Genomic DNA, 15,606 nt, shown 5'->3' with positions numbered 1-15,606 from the left:
TGATGACGTCAATATTGACGACACCACCCTACTGGGCGAATTCTGACGACATGACGACAACACATGACCGCGCGCCGGAGACCGCACTCATCGACGTTCCCGCGGGCCTGGCCGGGGTCGCAGCGGCCGAGACCCGGCTCGGTGACGTGCGGGGGCGGGAGGGTTTCTTCCACTACCGGCAGTACTCGGCGATCGACCTCGCCCGGCATCGTTCGCTCGAGGACGTGTGGTTCCTCCTCGTCGAGGGGGAGCTGCCGACTCCTGCCCAGAGCGAGGCGTTCGCAGATGAGGTCGCGGCCGCTCGGGTCGTTCCCGACGAGGTCGCCCGCGTGCTGCCGGCCATTGCGGCGGCCGGGGCCGGACGTGCCCTGCTCCCGCGACTGCGCACGGCACTGTCGCTGCTCGCCTCCGTGGAGGACATGCAGCCCGTCTGGGGTACCGACCCCGCTTTCCATCGTCGCGACGCCGTGCGCATCGCCGCGATCACGCCGACCGTGCTCGCGGCCCTCCATCGCCTGCGGCAGGGCCTCGACCCGGTCCCGCCGATCGACGGCGTGTCGGCGGCCGGCCTGTGGTTGTACCTTCTGAGCGGCTCGAGGGCCGACGCCCGCGACGTCGAGGCGCTCGACCGATACCTCATCGCCACCGTCGATCACGGGTTCAACGCGTCGACCTTCACCGCCCGGGTGGCGGCCTCGGCCGGCAGCGACGTCGTCTCCGCGGTCTGCGGCGCCATCGGCACCTTCCTCGGACCGCTCCACGGCGGCGCCCCTGATCGCGCGCTCGACGCGCTCGACGACATCGGCTCACGGGAACGCATCGGACCGTGGGTGCGCGCCCGGATCGAAGCCGGCGACCGGATCATGGGCTTCGGGCACCCCGTCTACCGCACCGAGGACCCGCGCGCGGCCATGTTGCGCGAGATGGCGCTGACCCGGGGCGGTGAGCTTGCCGAGTTCGCCGCCGACGTCGAACGGCAGGTGCTCACCCTCTTGGCCGAGATCAAGCCCGACCGCCCGCTGCACACCAACGTCGAGTTCTGGGCCGGGGTCGTCATGGAGCAATGCGGGCTGTCCCGCGACCTGTTCACCCCGACGTTCACGGTGAGCAGGGTCATCGGGTGGACCGCGAACGTGCTCGAACAGGCTCAGGGCACGAAGATCATCCGGCCCTCGGCGCGCTACGTCGGGCCGCCGGCACCGCAGCCCGTGCCGTGAGGGACCGGCGGGTAGGCGGCGCCACGGGCGCTGACCCATCGACACGGTTCAGGGCGTGCACGTGGGACCGCGTCGTGAACCTGGTTGCCCGTCATCGCAGGCGGGTACGTCGACGACATGACCGCCTCTACCGGATCGCGTGACGTGGATCCCGAGACCGCCGCCCAGCTCGACGCCGCCGACTCCGAGCACGACGTCCCGTCGTCGCCGGCGTCGGAGCCCGACGAGATGAGCAGGGTCATCGAGGAGCACGACGACGCGCACGCCGACCCCGAGACGGGCCGCCCGGCCCACCCCGACAGCCTCGCCGACGGCGCCGAGTGGTGATCCACCCCCGCCGCCGCTCCGGTCGGTGCCGCCGCCCTAGCGACGGTGTCGGTGGCGCCCGATAGCGTCCGCGTCGTGCCCTCCGATCCCGCCCCCGCGCCCCTGGTCTTCGCGCGCGACGAGGTCGACGGGCTCGCCCTTCGGGTCGGGGGGCGCGACGAGCTGGTGCCGTGGTCGGGGGTGGCGGCGCGGGTCGCGGAGCTCGAACGGCAGCGGCCGCGGTGGGTGTGGGCCGACGTGGGGCGCAGCTACCCGCACCTGCTCGCCGTCGGGGCTCGGGTGGAGCAGTGCCGCGACCTGCGGATGGTGCACACCCTGCTCGCCGGCTCGCGGCGCACCGGCCTGGGCGCCGTCCCGGCGTGGACGCGACGCGACGAGGGCGACGGCGAGGGCGCGCCCAGCCTGCTCGACCTGCCCGGCGCCGACGACACCCCCGACCTGACCGCCCTCGAGGCCGAGTACGCCCGGCAGCAGGCGGCGATCGAGGCCGCCCACGACGACGACGGCGCGGGCCACGAGGCGGGGCGGCTGCGGCTGCTCGCGGCCGCGGAGTCGGCCGGCGCGCTCGTCGCCGCCGAGCTGCGCCGGACCGGGATGCCGTGGGACGTGGCCGAGCACGACCGGCTGCTCGTCGAGCTCCTCGGCGCCCGCACCGCCGGCCGGCCCGCGCGCCTCGAAGAGCTCACGGCCACGATCCGGGAGCTGCTCGGCGCGCCGGGCCTGCACCCCGACTCGCAACCGGCCCTGCTCGCGGCGCTGCGCCGCGCGGGCCTCGACGTCGCGAGCACGAGCAAGTGGGAACTGGCGCGCGTCGAGCACCCGGTCGTCGCGCCGCTGCTGCGGTACAGGAAGCTGTCCCGCCTGTACTCGGCCAACGGATGGGCGTGGATGGAGCGCTGGGTCTCGGGCGGCCGCTTCCGCCCCGACTACGTGCCGTCGGCCGTCGTCACCGGGCGGTGGGCCACCCGCGGCGGGGGAGCGTTGCAGCTGCCCAAGGAGATCCGATCGGCGGTGCGCGTGCCGGCCGACCGGCGCCTCGTCGTCGCCGACGCGCGCCAGCTCGAACCGCGCGTCCTCGCCGGCATGTCGGGCGACCGGGCCATGGCGGCCGCCGCGCGCGGCGCCGACCTGTACGCGGGCCTCGTCGCCCAGGGGGTCGTCCCCACCCGCGCGGAGGCCAAGGGCGCGATGCTCGGGGCCATGTACGGCGCCACCCAGGGGGCGGGCGGGCAGCTCGTGCCGCGCCTGCGCCGCGCCTACCCGGCCGCGATGGGGCTCGTCGACGGCGCCGCCCGGCACGGGGAACAGGGCCGGAGCGTGACGACGTGGCTCGGGCGCAGTTCGCCCGTGCCCGCGTGGGCGCCCCGGATCGGCAGCGAGGAGCCGCTGTCCGAGGCCGAGCGGGCCCGGACCCGCGACTGGGGCCGGTTCACGCGCAACTTCGTCGTCCAGGGCACGGCCGCCGAGTGGGCCCTGTGCTGGCTCGCGCGGGTGCGCAACGACCTCGCCGGGCTCGGGGCGTCGGCGCAGGACGCGCGGCTCGTGTACTTCCTCCACGACGAGGTCGTCGTCGAGTGCCGCGCCGACCTCGCCGACGACGTCGTCGCGCTCGTCACCGCGGCCGCCGAGTCCGCGGGCCTGCTGTTGTTCGGCGACGGCGTCGACTTCCCGGTGGCCGCCGACGTCGTCACCGACTACGCGCAGGCCGGCAAGGGGTAGCCCGCCGACGTCACGACCCCTTCGGCCACGCCTGCGGGGTGTCGGCGCCGCCCTCGACGACGTCCTCCGGGGCGTCGGTGCGCTCGGTCCACGAGTCCTTCGGCCGGTAGCCCAGATCGAGCATCGTGTTCGTCAGGTCCCAGCGCCGGTTGGGGTTGTCGCTGATCGCGTAGTACAGCCCGAACCGGACCTGCGCCTCGATGGCGCACCGGACGACCTGCTCGGTGTCGTCCTCCGAGAGCCACATGGCGTGCAAGAGGTCGGCGTCGGCGTCCATCGGGTCCTCGCTCATCCAGCCGATCCGCAGCGCGATGAAATCGAGCCCGAACTCGTCGTGGTAGAAGCGGCCGATGGCCTCGCCGAAGATCTTCGAGACCCCGTACAGGGAGTCGGCCCGCGGGATCTGGTGGGGGTAGACGGGCCACGCCTCCTCGCGGTCGTAGCCGCCCATCGCGTGGTTGGAGGAGGCGAAGACGACCCGGCGCACCCCGGCCTCGCGGGCCGCCTCGAGGACGTTGCGCAGCCCGACGATGTTCGCCGACAGCACGCTGTCCCAGTCGGACTCGGGGGAGGCCGAGCCGGCCATGTGGACGACGGTGTCGACCCCCTCCATGAGGGGCACCACCTGGTCGTAGTCGGTGAGGTCCGCCTTGCGCAGCACCTTCTCCTGGCGCTCGGTCTTCGGGGTGCGCCCGTGCTCGACCACGTCGTAGTGGCCGGCGAGGCGTTCGGCGAGGAGCAGGCCGATGCCGCCGGTGGCGCCCGTGAGCAGGATGCGTCGCTTCTCGGTCATGCCGTCCATTCTCGGGCCGGGCCGACGGCGTGCCGCGGCCGGGGCCGGCTCAGTTCGCGCTGGGCGACCGGGTCACCACGCCGGTGTGGACCTCGAAGGAGCCGCGCTCGTGGTCGGCGACCCAGGCCTCCAGCGCGCGGCGGACGGTGAGGAACGCCAGCTCGTCCCAGGGGATCTCGTCGATGGACACGAGACGGTTCTCGATCGTCTCCGGCCCGGGCGCGAGGTCGAGGTCCAGGAGCCGGGCCCGGTAGAAGAGGTGGATCTGCCCGGCGTGCACGACGTCGAGCACCGAGAACAGGCCCTCCAGCTCGATGTGGGCCCCGGCCTCCTCACGCGTCTCGCGGGCGGCGCCGTCGGCCGCGGTCTCGCCGTACTCGAGGAACCCCGCCGGCAGGGTCCAGAACCCGCGTCGGGGCTCGATGTTGCGCAGGCACAACAGGATCCGGGGTCCGTCCGCCTCGCCGTGCCACACCGGGATCGTCCCGACGACGTTGATGGGGTTGACGTAGTCGACGTAGCCGCACTCCGTGCAGACCGCGCGCTCGCGGTCCTCCATCGCAGGGATCGTCGGCGCGGTGGGTGCGCCGCACAGGCGGCAGAAGCGGATGTCGGGGAACGGCATGGCCCCAGTCTCTCGCGGGCCGGTGGTCCGAGCGCGGTCAGCCCTCGCGCGCCACGAGCTCGGATCGGCGGACGAGGTCGGCCTGCAGGGGGAGCCGACCGAGGGAGACGAGCTGCCGCTGCCAGGGCAGGTGCCGCCAGTTCCACGCCATCTGCAGGTTGCCGGGGAACACGCCCAGGAACAACAGCGTCGCGAGCCGACCCCCGCGCCGACGGGTGGGCGGGTAGGCGAGCAGCGCCGCGGTGACGAGCTCGACCACCCCGGACCCGTACGTCCACGCCCGCGCCGACCCGGGCAGCGAGCGCGGGATGAGCGCGTCGAACGGCTCGGGCTTGACCTGATGCAGCACTCCCATGCCGCCGCAGAGCGCGGCGAGGGCGTAGGCGGTGCGCCGGCCGCGCGGGGTGGGGGCGTCGGTCACGGTCGTCCTCTCGATGTGGGGCGTCGGGTTCGTCCAGGATGTCCGACCCACCCGCGCGCTGCGGCGGTGGGTCGCGGTCCGGCGGTGGGTCGCGGTCTCAGGCCCGATCGGCGACCACGTGGACGAGGCGTGCCGTCTGCGCGACGATCGCCTGCCGCCACGCGTCGAACGAGGCGTCGCTGCCCGCGTACCGGTTGCCCTCCGCGAAGTGCTGCATGACGGGGGTGTGGATGTGACCGGCGGGTATGCGTCGGCCGAGGCGGTCGCGCAGGAGCGTGTTGCGGTAGGCGCTCTCGTTCGACAGGTACGTCCCGCCGCCACCGCTGTACGCGCACGACCCCGACGCGGGCGGGGTGCCCGGCTGCGGCGGCTGGCCGTCCGGCGTGGCGGCCTCGTTGCGCGTCACGCGCTGCGGCGCCGCGCAGTCGGGGAACTCGGTGAACGTCGTGTTCCGGACGACCCGGAAACCCTGCCCGGTCGTCCACGTGGCCCCCGGCGGCGGGGTGAGGCCGCGACCCGTCCGGCCCGCGATCATCGCCGCGGCCGGCAGCGACGACGTCGTCCACTGCGGCGGGTCGCCGGCCGAGGCGGTCGGGAGCACGGACCGGCCGTTCCACCGGGCGGGGACGGTCGTGTTGCAGCCGGGGTTGTCCGTGGCGAGTTGCGGGACCCCGTCGATCGCGGGGCAGGGGTGGCTGCCGTCGTTGCCGGCCGAGACCCCGTGGTAGCGGCCGTTCCACACCTCGAGGTCGAAGCGGCCCTCGCGGCCCTGGCTGAGGGTGATCGACGCGTCGAGCGAGCGCCGGCCCGGGCGCATCCACGGTCCGACCGTGTCCTCGATCCACCCCTGCGCGAATTCGGTGTAGTTGACCGGGAGGAGGTAGGCCTGGACGACCTGCCGGCGCCCGTCCGGCCCGCGGCGGACCGTGCCGTCGAGCGCGAGCGCCGTGGCGCCGGAGGGGTTGCCGTGGCGGATGTTGTTGCCGGCCGCGCCCGAGGCCGTGCCGGCGTCCCCACCGTCGAGCGTGTACGGGTCGAACCCACTGACCATGACGCGCGTCGTGCGCCCGCCCGCGGGGAAGCGGACGTCGGTCATGCCGCGCGACGCCTTCTCGAACGCCTCGATGAGGCCCGCGCGCTGGACCGACGTGAGCGCGAAGCGCGGCGACCACTGCCGCAGCGCCGCGCTCACCTGCAGGCGGGTCCAGTACAGGGGGCGGTCGTCGGAGCGCGGGAGTGCGCCGGCGACCCGGCCGCGGGACTGGGCGCGCGCGACGGCCGCCGCCCAGAGCCGGGCGCCCTCCCGCTGCGCGAGGCGCCGGGCCTGCGCGGGCGAACCCGCCTCGCACAGGGCGCGGACGACGCGGGGCGCCACGCCCCCGAAGCCGCCGCCGGCGACCATCTGCGCCGCGAAGCTCTCGCCGGCGAGACGGGAGGGGTCGGCCGGGTCGGGCAGGCGGGCGCTCAGGCGCCGTTCCTCGACGGACAGACCCACCCGGGCGTCGAGGCACGGCGCGGTGGGCACCGCGCTCGGCGACGTGGCGCGGGTGCCGGTCGAGGGGCCGGCGGGCTGCGCGGAGGCCGGCGCGGCCGACGCGAGCGAGGCGGTGAGGAGGGCGGCGGCGACCGCCGAGCTGCGTCGAACGATCACGGCAGGACTCCTGTCCGGAGGGGGACGAACCCTGCCGACCCTGGCAGCTGCCCGGCTCCGCGGCAACCGCTCACGCCCTCCGCATCGTGAGATGGCGATTTCCGCCGGGGGCGGCGTCCGGGCCGCGGTCGAACTCGCCATCTCAGGATGCGGTGGGCGTGGCATGGTCGGGGGATGAGGTCCTCGCGCGTCGCCCTGCCCGCCCGCGTGGAGCGTCGCAACGCGACGTTCCAGCAGTGGCAGGCGCTGCTGACGAACCGGACGAAGCGCACCCGCGCGGGGGAGATGCTCGTGCAGGGGGTGCGGCCGATCACGCAGGCCGTCGCCCACGGCCACGAGGTGCGGCACCTGCTCGTCGACGGGCGCCCGCGGCCCTCGGAGTGGGCCCGGGACCTCGTGCGCCGCACCGGCGCCCCCGTCGTGACCGTCGCCCCGGAGCTCATGGCCGAGCTCGGCGAGCGCGACGACCCCCCGGAGGTGCTCGCCCTCGTCGCGGTGCCCGACGACGACCTGGGGCGGCTCCCGCGCGAGGGTGACCCGCTCGTCGTCGCCTTCGACCGGCCGGCGAGCCCCGGGAACATCGGTTCCCTCGCGCGCTCGGTCGACGCCCTCGGGGGCGCCGCGCTCGTGACCACGGGGCACAGCGCCGACGCCTGGGACCCCGCCTCGATCCGCGCGAGCACCGGTTCGATCTTCGCCACGCCCGTGGTCCGCCTCCCCTCGCCCGACCCCCTGCTCGCGTGGGTCGACCGGCGACGGGAGGAGGGGCTGGGCTTCGTCGTCGTCGGCACCGACGAGGGCGGCGACGTCGACCTGTCCGACGCGCCCCTGACCGGCCCGACCGTGCTCGTCGTCGGCAGCGAGGCCACCGGCATGAGCGCGGCCTGGCGCGACGCCTGCGACGTCGTCGCCACGATCCCGATGACCGGGTCGGCCTCGAGCCTCAACGCCGCGAACGCCGGCTCCATCGCCCTGTACGAGGCGCGGCGGCAGCGCCGGCATCGCGCTCACCGGGCCTGACGGGAATGGCTCGGCCCGTCCGGCCCGGCTCGGCCCGTCCGGCCCGGCTCGGCCCGGCCCGGCCCGGCTCGGGGAGGGCCGGCGGCCGGGAGTGTCGGTGGCGGCGGGCACACTGCTGCCGACAAGGAGGTGCCATGCCGGCCCACGATCCCGACGTGCACGACGTCTACGACGCCGAGGACCGACTCGACCGCTGGAGCGACCTCGGTGTCGTGACCGTGTTCGGGTCGGCCTGGGTGCTCGAGCCGGAGGTGCGGTTCGGCCGGGTCGAGGACGTCCAGGCGTACGTCGACCGGGTACTCGCCCACGTCGGTCATCCACAGCCCGCCCGGGTGCGCCGCCGCCGGGGCGCCACGCGCGCCCACTATGAGCAGGGCGGCGTCATCGCCCTCCCCGGCCCCGAGGTCGGCGGGCGGTGGGCGCTGCGGGAGAACACGGTGCTCCACGAGCTCGCCCACCACCTGGTCGGGGGCGGCGGGCACGGCGTCGAGTTCCGGCGCGCGTACGTGCGCCTGCAACGCGACACGGGGCACCCGAGCGCCGCCGCGCTCGTCACCGCGGCCTACGCGGAGGCGGGGCTGGCGTTCTGACCCGTCGCGGGGCGTGCGCCCGCCGTGTATCGCCCGCCGCTCGCCGCGCGCCGGCCACCGCACGCCGCACGCCGGTCCGCCCCCGGCCCGACCTGCCCACCCTGTCCGAGACGACGATCGAGATCCCATGCCGCGTACCCCCGGAAACACCCTCGCCCTCATCGCCGACCTGCTCGCCCGCGCCGAGGGCGGCACCACCCAGGCCGAGCGGGACCTCGCGCTCTCCCGCGCCCAGAAGGAGGCGGCGCGCCACGGCATCGACCTCGCCGAGGCGGCCTACGAGCGGGCCCGCCGCGGCGTGCCGATGGAACCGGAGGAGCGCCGGATCGTCATCGGGGAGCGGGGCGCCGCGGGCCTGAAGACCCTGTCGGAGTTCTTCGTGCGCATCTGCCAGGTCAACGACATCCACTGCCTCATCTCCACCTCCGGCGACACGGTGTTCGCGCACGGCATGGCCACCGACATCGACACGGCCGAGATGCTCTACGCGAGCCTCGTCGTCCAGAACGACGTCGCCTGCGAGGAGTGGCTCGCCACCGGCGAGTACCGCCGGCAGGCGGCGGGGGCGCGCGTGTGGTCGGCGGCCCGGGGCCGGTACGTGCCCGCGAAACCGCACCGCGGGGTCGCGAGGCGCAACTTCACCCGCGGGTTCGTCGTCCGCGTCGTCGAGCTGCTCCACGAGGCGAAGGCGCAGGCGGGCGAGGAGGCCGAGCGGGAGGCCCGGGCCTCCGGCCGCCCCGACGCGGTGACGACGACCGCCCTCGCGTTGCGGGCGAAGTCGGCGGCCGTCGAGTCGTTCCACCGCGACGTCCTGCGCGAGCGGGGCATCCGGAGCTCCTGGCGGGGTGACCGCGCCGCGGACCGGTCGATCGACCCGTCCGCCTGGCGGGCCGGGCACACCGCGGGAGGCCGCGCCGACCTGGATCGCCGCGGCACGCGCGGCCTCCCGGGCGGCGGCGCCCCACGGCGCTGAGTCTGCGCCGAGTCGCCGCCCCTCAGTGCCTCCTCAGCGCGCGGCCTGCGTCGGCACGAGCGGCACGCCCTCGCTCGGCTGGACGACGACGAAACCGGGCCCGTGGAAGGCGAGCTGGAACGCCTCGCCCGAGCCGCGGCCGAACAGCGCGCCCATCGACATGTCGTTCTGGATCCGCGGCTCGAGGTTCGAGCTCCAGCACACCGCCGCCTGGGGGTCGACGAACGTCGGCTGCTGCGAGCAGTCGAGGATCATCGGCGGCCCGTCGCTGCTCACCGCGCACACCCCGGCGCCGGTGAGCTCGAGGTTGAAGAGCCCGCCGGCCATGAGCCCCGCGTTGCCGAGCATCCGGATGTCCCAGCCGAGGTGGGCGTCGAACGCGAGCAGGCTGGTCGAGTTGATCGTCAGGCCGTCGTTCTCGAGCTCGAGGAGGAACACGTCCTCGGCCTGCCGGGCGAAGAACACCTCGCCCTGCCCGGAGACCCGCTGGAGCTGGCCGCCCTCGCCGGAGACGAGCTTCTTGACGAACCGGCCGATCGACCCGGCGCCCTCGTACTTGAAGGCCATCTGCCCCTGGTAGGCGACCATCGCCCCCTGCGCCGCGAGGACGTCGGGACCCATGCCGACGCGCAGCATCTTCGAGGACTGCAGCGTCCACCGCTGCCCCGTCTCCCTCTCGGAATGGATCTGGTCGAACAGCGGACTGCGCATGGCCGGTCTCCTCGCGTGGTCGTCGCGGCCGGGCGGTCCCCGCGCCGCTGGGTCGAGCCTACGGACCCCGGGGCGCGGGTGCCCCCGCGCGGCCGGCGTGCCCGGGCCGGCGCGCGCCCGCGTCCTACGATGTGCCGATGAGCCCCGCGCGCACCGGCCGTGAGTCGACCCCCGCCGGGAGCGCCCCGGCCGTCGTCCGGGCCGTGGCCGTCCTCGACGTGTTGGCCGCGCACGACGGCCCCTCGATGAGCCTCTCGGACCTCGCCCGGGCCATCGAGGTGCCCAAGTCGTCCACCGCCACCATCTGCTCCGCGCTCGAGGCCGGTGGTCTGCTGACGCGGACCGAGACGGGGTTCTCGCTCGGCCGCCGCCTCGTCGAGCTCGGTGGGGCCTACCTGGCCCGGGTCGACCGGATCGAGGCGTTCTACGCGGCGTGCGAGGCCGACGACGTCCTGCGCGGCGAGACCGTGCGGCTGTGGGCCCTCGGCGGCACCGACGTCATCTGCCTCGGCCGCTACGACGGCCACCCCCCGGTGCGCCTCACCGTCAACATCGGGGACGCGATCCCCTGCTCGGTGAGCGCGGCCGGGAAGGTGGCGCTCGCCGAGTTCGACGACGACGAGATCCGGGAGCGGTATCCCGCCCGCGCCCGCCTGCCGCGTCTGACCGACCGGTCCATCCCCACCCTCGACGCTCTGCTCGCCGACATCGCGGCCACCCGGGCCCGCGGGTACGGGCTGTCGGAGCAGGAGGCGTTCGCCGACGTCGTCGAGCTCGGCCGGGCCGTGCCCTCCCGCGGGGTGCACACGGCCGTGCTCGCGGTGTCGGTGACGCAGCACGCGGCGACGTACTCGCCCGACCTGGCCCCCCGGCTCGTGGGCGCGCTCGACGCCGTGGCGGGGGCGCTGGGCAACCCCATGGGGCCGCGCTCCCGGGCCCGGTCCGACGAGACCCCGTAGACGGGACCCCCTAGACGGCGTCGTCGTACCTATTGAACTCCGTTCACCCTATCGGGCAGAGTGGCCTCCAGAGGCGCTCATCGGTGTGCGCCCGGAACCTCCGAAGGAGGGGCGACGGCGATGACGACGACGCACCACGACTCCCACCACGTCGATCCGGTGCAGCTGCGGCGCGCGACCCTGGCCGGCTCGGTCGGGTCCGCGCTCGAGTACTACGACTTCTACATCTACGGTCTGGCCAGCGCCCTGATCTTCGGGCAGCTGTTCTTCGCGCCCCTCGGCCCCGCCGGCGGCACGATCGCGGCGTTCGGCACCTACGCCGTCGGCTTCGCGGCGCGCCCGCTCGGTGGCATCTTCTTCGGCGCCCTGGGTGACCGGGTGGGCCGCAAGGTCGTCCTCATCGCGACGATCGCCCTCATGGGCGGCTCGAGCATGGTCATCGGGGTGCTGCCCACCTACGCCCAGGCCGGGATCGTCGCCCCGATCCTCCTCGTGGCGATGCGCATCCTCCAGGGCTTCGGCGCGGGCGCCGAGCAGGCGGGCGCCACGGTCCTCATCAGCGAGTTCGCGCCCCCGCGCCGGCGGGGGTTCTTCGCGGCCCTCCCGTTCGTCGGCATCCAGGCCGGCACGCTGCTCGGCGCGGGCACGTTCGCGGTGCTCCAGGCCGCGGACCCCGACCTCGCGGACGGCAACCTGTGGCGCGTGCCGTTCCTGCTCGGCTTCGTCCTCATCATCGTCGCCGTCGTCATCCGCCTGAAGCTCAAGGAGTCGCCGACGTTCCAGGAGTTCAGCGAGCACCAGGCCGAGACCCACAAACAGTCCGTGGGTACGGCGATCGCGACGAGCCGGCGCAACATCCTCATCGGCATCGGGCTGCGGATGGGCGAGAACGGCAACTCCTCGATCTACTCCGCCCTCCTGCTCAGCTTCGTGGGCAGCCTCGCGGTGTTCAAGGAGCACAAGGCGACGATCGGCACGCAGGGCGCCGTCCTCGCGGCCTTCGTCGCCATCTTCACCGTCGTCCTCTTCGGCCACCTCTCCGACCGCTACGGCCGCGTGCGGGTCTACCGGTGGGGCGCCGCGTTCCAGGCCCTCTTCGCCTTCCCGGCGTTCTACCTGCTGACCCTCGGACACCTGTGGCTCGTGCTGCTCGTCATGGCGCTGGGCATCGGCATCGGCGTGCAGGGCATGCTGGGACCGCAGTGCTCGCTGCTGCCCGAGCTGTTCGGCAACGCCCACCGCTACACGGGGGTCGCCGTGGCCCGCGAGTTCTCGGCCGTCATCGCCGGTGGTCTCGCCCCGCTGCTCGGCGCGGTGTTCCTCGCGCAGACCGGCAACGCCTGGTGGGTCATCAGCCTGTACTCGTTCGTGCTCAGCGCCATCAGCTTCGCCACCACCTTCGTCACGCCCGAGACGATGGGCCGTGACCTCAACCTCCTGGAGGACGCCCGATGACCGACACCGTCACCATCGCGATCGCCACCCCGCTGCGGCCCGAGCTCGTCGAGCGCATCGCCGCCGTCGACGACCGTGTGAAGGTCGTCGTCGACCACGACCTGCTGCCGCCCATGCGCTACCCCGCCGACCACGCCGGCGACCCCGACTTCACCCGCACCCCCGAGCAGGAGGAGGCGTTCGACGCCCTGCTGGCCGACGCGGACGTCGTCTACGGGATCCCCGCGATGAGCTCGGAGCGGCTCGCGCGCACGGTGCGGAACAACCCGCGGCTGCGGTGGGTCCAGACGATGGCGGCGGGCGGCGGCAGCCAGGTGCTCGCGGCCGGTCTCTCGCAGGAGGAGCTCGACCGGGTGACGTTCACGACGTCCGCCGGCGTCCACGGCCTGCCGCTGGCCGAATGGGCGATGTTCGGGATCTTCGCCGGGTGCAAGGAGCTGCCGCGCCTGCTCGAGGACCAGCGGGCCCACCGCTGGGCCGAGCGCGTCGTCGCCCGCCCCGTCGCCGGCTCCACGGTCCTCGTCCTCGGCCTCGGCGGCATCGGCACCGAGGTCGCGAGGCTGTCTGCGGCGCTCGGGATGACCGTGCTCGGGGTGTCGCGCAGCGGGTCGCCCGTCGACGGCGTCGAGGTGCACCGCACCGCCGACCTGCGCGACGTCATCGGGCGCGCGGACCACGTCGTCGTCACTCTCCCGGGCACCCCCGAGACCGAGGGGCTCGTGAACGCGGACGTGCTCGCCGCGGCCCGGCGCGGCGTCACGGTCGTCAACGTGGGGCGCGGCACCGTCATCGACGAGGACGCCCTCGTCGACGCCCTGCGCTCGGGTCAGGTCGGCTTCGCCGCCCTCGACGTCTTCGCGACCGAGCCGCTGCCCGCCGACTCCCCCCTGTGGGACCTGCCGAACGTGCTGGTCAGCCCCCACACCGCCGCCCTCGACGAGCGCGAGGAGGAGCGGATCGCCGACCAGTTCTGCGGCAACCTGCGCGCCTTCCTCGCCGGCGACGACCTGATCAACGTCGTCGACACGCGGGCCGGGTACTGAGCGCCGGCGCGCCGGCCGCCGTGGCCGCCGACACCTGGTGAGATGACGATCTCGACCGCCGAGCCGCCGTCGGCCGCGGTCGGGATCGCCATCTCACGTCGTGGGCGGGGTGTCAGGCCTGGAGGTCCAGGAGGACCTTGCTCGAGGTCGTGCGGTCCTGCGCGAGCTCGATGGCCCGTGACGCTTCCGTCAGGGGGATCACGTGGCTGATGACGGCCTCCACGTCGAGGCCGGCGGCGAGCATCGCGACGGCGTCGCGGATCTCGGTCGAGAACCGGAAGGCCCCCGCGACCTCGAGCTCGCGCGTGACGACGAGGTTCCCCGCGAACGGGGTGAGCCCGGCCGGAAGGATGCCGAGGAGGACGAGCCGCCCGCCGCGCACGAGCGCCTGAGCGCAGGCGTTGACCCCGGCGGGAGCACCCGAGGCGTCCACGGCCACGTCGACCTCGAGCGAGGCCGGATCGACGGCGTCGGCGCGCACGGTGCGCGTCGCGCCGACCGCCGCGGCGATGGCGAGGGCCTGCTCGACGAGGTCGGAGACGACGATCTCGCCCGCCCCCGCGTGGCGCAGGGCGGCGACGACGAGCGCGCCGATCGGCCCGGCGCCGGTGACGAGCACCCGCTTCCCGGCGACGTCACCGGCCCGGCGCACCGCGTGCAGGGCCACCGCGAGCGGCTCGGCGAGCGCCGCGCGGCGCAGGTCGAGCCCCGGCGGCAGGGGGATCACCTGGTCGGGGCGGACGAGGATGCGCTGCGCGAACCCGCCCTGCGTGTGGGGGTAGCGCATGCTGCTGCCGAGGTAGCGGGTGTCGCGGCACACGTTCTCGCGCCCGTCGAGGCACTCGGGGCAGGCGTGGCACGGGCTCGCGGGATACACCGTGGCGCCGTCGCCGACGCTCAGGCCGGTGACGCCGTCGCCCAGCGCGGCGACGGTGCCCGACACCTCGTGCCCGAGGACCATCGGCTCGCGCAGGGGGAAGTCGCCGATGCCGCCGTCGCGCACGTAGTGCAGGTCGGAGCCGCAGACCCCGCCGTAGGCGACGTCGATCGCGACCTGGCCCGGGCCGGGCGCGGGCCACGGCACCTCGTCGACGCGCAGGTCGCCGGCGCCGTGGACGACGCAGGCGCGCATCGTCGACGTCTCGTCCGGACCGGTGGCGGTGTCCATGATCGTCTCCGTCTGCTCGGTGGGTGGCGTGGGGTCCGTCGGCGCCGTCCGGTCGGGGGCAGTCACAGGACGCTCGTCATTCCGCCGTCGACGAAGACGACCTGGCCGTTGACGAACGCCGACGCGGGGCTGCTCAGGTAGACGAGCGTGCCGACGAGCTCCTCGACCTGACCCCATCGGCCGGCGGGGGTGCGCGTGTTGACCCACGCCGTGAACTGGGGGTCGTCGACGAGCGCCTGCGTGAGCTCGGTGGCGAAGTAGCCGGGGGCGAGCCCGTTCACCTGGATCCCGGACCCGGCGAGGTCGGCGCACAGCCCCCGCGTCAGCATCTTCAGCGCACCCTTCGTGGCCGAGTACGCGGCGATGCCGGGGCGGGCCAGCTCGGTCTGCACCGAACAGACGTTGACGATCTTGCCGGAACCGCGCTCGATCATGCCCGGCGCCACCGCCTGGCTCATAACGAACGCGCTGGTCAGGTTCGTGCGCAGCAGGTCGTGCCACCGCTCCAGGGGGAACTCCGTGATCGGCGCCCGGTACTGCATCCCCGCGTTGTTGACGAGGATGTCGACGACGCCCGCGAGGTCGGCGATCCGCTCGAGGCCTGAGCGGGCGGCGTCGGGGTCGGTGACGTCGAACGGGACGGCGTGGACGGTGGCGCCGGTCGCGTCGGCGATCTCGTCACGGGTGCGCTCCAGGGCCTCGACCCCGCGCGCGTTGAGCACGACGACCGCGCCGGCCTCCGCGAGTCCGGTGGCGAGCGCGCGCCCGATGCCCTTGCTCGACCCGGTGACGAGCGCGACGCGGCCCGTGATGTCGAAGAGGGGATGGATCACGGTGAACTCCTCGGTCCGGGCCGCCGGACTCCACCGTCCGGGGCCGTGGGTGGCGGCCTGGTCCGGCCGTATGTCCGCTAGGGCGAACGAGGTACAGCGTA

Annotated in this window: 16 protein-coding genes; 9 read left to right on the top strand and 7 right to left on the bottom strand. The window is 74.5% G+C overall.

What is annotated here, in order from left to right; translation table 11 throughout:
* Window positions 1-50: 50 nt before the first annotated feature.
* The 3 genes from ICW24_RS01405 (at window position 51) to ICW24_RS01395 (ending at window position 3,263) form a co-directional block, all read left to right on the top strand.
* On the top strand, window positions 51-1,217 hold the full coding sequence (locus ICW24_RS01405) for a citrate/2-methylcitrate synthase (protein ID WP_226343927.1): 1,167 nt from the start codon (window positions 51-53) through the stop codon (window positions 1,215-1,217).
* A gap of 117 nt (window positions 1,218-1,334) precedes the next feature.
* Window positions 1,335-1,544 (top strand): hypothetical protein, encoded by a 210-nt coding sequence (locus ICW24_RS01400; protein WP_226343926.1) that lies wholly within the window; start codon window positions 1,335-1,337, stop codon window positions 1,542-1,544.
* A gap of 75 nt (window positions 1,545-1,619) precedes the next feature.
* A complete protein-coding gene (locus ICW24_RS01395; protein WP_226343925.1) occupies window positions 1,620-3,263 on the top strand; it encodes a bifunctional 3'-5' exonuclease/DNA polymerase in 1,644 nt (547 codons plus the stop codon).
* A 10-nt stretch (window positions 3,264-3,273) separates the two neighbouring features.
* Here the strand turns inward: ICW24_RS01395 and ICW24_RS01390 are convergent, their stop codons facing one another.
* The 4 genes from ICW24_RS01390 to ICW24_RS01375 form a co-directional block, all read right to left on the bottom strand.
* Complete coding sequence (locus ICW24_RS01390; RefSeq protein WP_226343924.1) at window positions 3,274-4,056, bottom strand: NAD-dependent epimerase/dehydratase family protein; 783 nt, start codon at window positions 4,054-4,056, stop codon at window positions 3,274-3,276.
* A gap of 49 nt (window positions 4,057-4,105) precedes the next feature.
* Entirely contained in the window at window positions 4,106-4,681 is a 576-nt protein-coding gene (locus ICW24_RS01385) for an NUDIX hydrolase (protein ID WP_226343923.1), read from the bottom strand.
* 37 nt (window positions 4,682-4,718) lie between these two features.
* Window positions 4,719-5,102, bottom strand: a complete 384-nt coding sequence (locus ICW24_RS01380) for a DoxX family protein (protein WP_307781269.1) — start codon at window positions 5,100-5,102, stop codon at window positions 4,719-4,721.
* A gap of 97 nt (window positions 5,103-5,199) precedes the next feature.
* The gene (locus tag ICW24_RS01375; protein ID WP_226343922.1) at window positions 5,200-6,753 is read right to left on the bottom strand and encodes a PA0049 C-terminal domain-containing protein; all 1,554 of its coding nucleotides are present in this window, start codon (window positions 6,751-6,753) and stop codon (window positions 5,200-5,202) included.
* A 174-nt stretch (window positions 6,754-6,927) separates the two neighbouring features.
* Here ICW24_RS01375 and ICW24_RS01370 point away from each other — a divergent pair, with 174 nt between their 5' ends.
* From ICW24_RS01370 to ICW24_RS01360, 3 genes are all read left to right on the top strand, one after another.
* The gene (locus ICW24_RS01370; RefSeq protein ID WP_226343921.1) at window positions 6,928-7,773 is read left to right on the top strand and encodes a TrmH family RNA methyltransferase; all 846 of its coding nucleotides are present in this window, start codon (window positions 6,928-6,930) and stop codon (window positions 7,771-7,773) included.
* 134 nt (window positions 7,774-7,907) lie between these two features.
* Window positions 7,908-8,363 (top strand): TIGR04338 family metallohydrolase, encoded by a 456-nt coding sequence (locus tag ICW24_RS01365; RefSeq protein WP_226343920.1) that lies wholly within the window; start codon window positions 7,908-7,910, stop codon window positions 8,361-8,363.
* Window positions 8,364-8,490: 127 nt separating this feature from the next.
* The gene (locus tag ICW24_RS01360; RefSeq protein ID WP_226343919.1) at window positions 8,491-9,336 is read left to right on the top strand and encodes a DUF2786 domain-containing protein; all 846 of its coding nucleotides are present in this window, start codon (window positions 8,491-8,493) and stop codon (window positions 9,334-9,336) included.
* Between the two features lie 33 nt (window positions 9,337-9,369).
* Here the strand turns inward: ICW24_RS01360 and ICW24_RS01355 are convergent, their stop codons facing one another.
* Window positions 9,370-10,047, bottom strand: a complete 678-nt coding sequence (locus ICW24_RS01355; RefSeq protein ID WP_226343918.1) for an AIM24 family protein — start codon at window positions 10,045-10,047, stop codon at window positions 9,370-9,372.
* Between the two features lie 137 nt (window positions 10,048-10,184).
* On the opposite strand from ICW24_RS01355, the gene ICW24_RS01350 reads away from it, so the two are divergent.
* The 3 genes from ICW24_RS01350 (at window position 10,185) to ICW24_RS01340 (ending at window position 13,504) form a co-directional block, all read left to right on the top strand.
* Window positions 10,185-11,006: an IclR family transcriptional regulator gene (locus ICW24_RS01350; RefSeq protein WP_226343917.1), complete on the top strand. Its 822-nt coding sequence runs from the start codon at window positions 10,185-10,187 to the stop codon at window positions 11,004-11,006.
* 120 nt (window positions 11,007-11,126) lie between these two features.
* Window positions 11,127-12,461 (top strand): MFS transporter, encoded by a 1,335-nt coding sequence (locus ICW24_RS01345; RefSeq protein ID WP_226343916.1) that lies wholly within the window; start codon window positions 11,127-11,129, stop codon window positions 12,459-12,461.
* Window positions 12,458-13,504 (top strand): D-2-hydroxyacid dehydrogenase, encoded by a 1,047-nt coding sequence (locus ICW24_RS01340; RefSeq protein ID WP_226343915.1) that lies wholly within the window; start codon window positions 12,458-12,460, stop codon window positions 13,502-13,504. Before ICW24_RS01345 ends, ICW24_RS01340 begins: the two co-directional genes overlap by 4 nt.
* Window positions 13,505-13,616: 112 nt before the next feature.
* Here ICW24_RS01340 and ICW24_RS01335 read toward each other — a convergent pair whose 3' ends face one another.
* Together ICW24_RS01335 and ICW24_RS01330 are read right to left on the bottom strand one after the other, a co-directional pair.
* Window positions 13,617-14,672, bottom strand: a complete 1,056-nt coding sequence (locus tag ICW24_RS01335) for an L-idonate 5-dehydrogenase (RefSeq protein WP_226343914.1) — start codon at window positions 14,670-14,672, stop codon at window positions 13,617-13,619.
* Between the two features lie 62 nt (window positions 14,673-14,734).
* The gene (locus ICW24_RS01330; RefSeq protein ID WP_226344327.1) at window positions 14,735-15,502 is read right to left on the bottom strand and encodes an SDR family oxidoreductase; all 768 of its coding nucleotides are present in this window, start codon (window positions 15,500-15,502) and stop codon (window positions 14,735-14,737) included.
* Window positions 15,503-15,606: the final 104 nt, after the last annotated feature.

It is taken from the genome of Agilicoccus flavus (assembly GCF_014857905.1).
Classification (GTDB): domain Bacteria; phylum Actinomycetota; class Actinomycetes; order Actinomycetales; family Dermatophilaceae; genus Agilicoccus; species Agilicoccus flavus.
Note: the sequence above shows the minus strand (reverse complement) of the source record. Positions and strands in the feature narration are given on the sequence as shown.

Excerpts from the sequence above, each read along its gene's own strand:
- ICW24_RS01370 (WP_226343921.1), top strand. The coding sequence starts at position 6,928 with ATGAGGTCCTCGCGCGTCGCCCTGCCCGCCCGCGTGGAGCGTCGCAAC.
- ICW24_RS01345 (WP_226343916.1), top strand. The coding sequence starts at position 11,127 with ATGACGACGACGCACCACGACTCCCACCACGTCGATCCGGTGCAGCTG.
- ICW24_RS01360 (WP_226343919.1), top strand. The coding sequence starts at position 8,491 with ATGCCGCGTACCCCCGGAAACACCCTCGCCCTCATCGCCGACCTGCTC.
- ICW24_RS01400 (WP_226343926.1), top strand. The coding sequence starts at position 1,335 with ATGACCGCCTCTACCGGATCGCGTGACGTGGATCCCGAGACCGCCGCC.
- ICW24_RS01385 (WP_226343923.1), bottom strand. The coding sequence starts at position 4,681 with ATGCCGTTCCCCGACATCCGCTTCTGCCGCCTGTGCGGCGCACCCACC.
- ICW24_RS01365 (WP_226343920.1), top strand. The coding sequence starts at position 7,908 with ATGCCGGCCCACGATCCCGACGTGCACGACGTCTACGACGCCGAGGAC.
- ICW24_RS01405 (WP_226343927.1), top strand. The coding sequence starts at position 51 with ATGACGACAACACATGACCGCGCGCCGGAGACCGCACTCATCGACGTT.
- ICW24_RS01335 (WP_226343914.1), bottom strand. The coding sequence starts at position 14,672 with ATGGACACCGCCACCGGTCCGGACGAGACGTCGACGATGCGCGCCTGC.
- ICW24_RS01355 (WP_226343918.1), bottom strand. The coding sequence starts at position 10,047 with ATGCGCAGTCCGCTGTTCGACCAGATCCATTCCGAGAGGGAGACGGGG.
- ICW24_RS01350 (WP_226343917.1), top strand. The coding sequence starts at position 10,185 with ATGAGCCCCGCGCGCACCGGCCGTGAGTCGACCCCCGCCGGGAGCGCC.
- ICW24_RS01390 (WP_226343924.1), bottom strand. The coding sequence starts at position 4,056 with ATGACCGAGAAGCGACGCATCCTGCTCACGGGCGCCACCGGCGGCATC.
- ICW24_RS01340 (WP_226343915.1), top strand. The coding sequence starts at position 12,458 with ATGACCGACACCGTCACCATCGCGATCGCCACCCCGCTGCGGCCCGAG.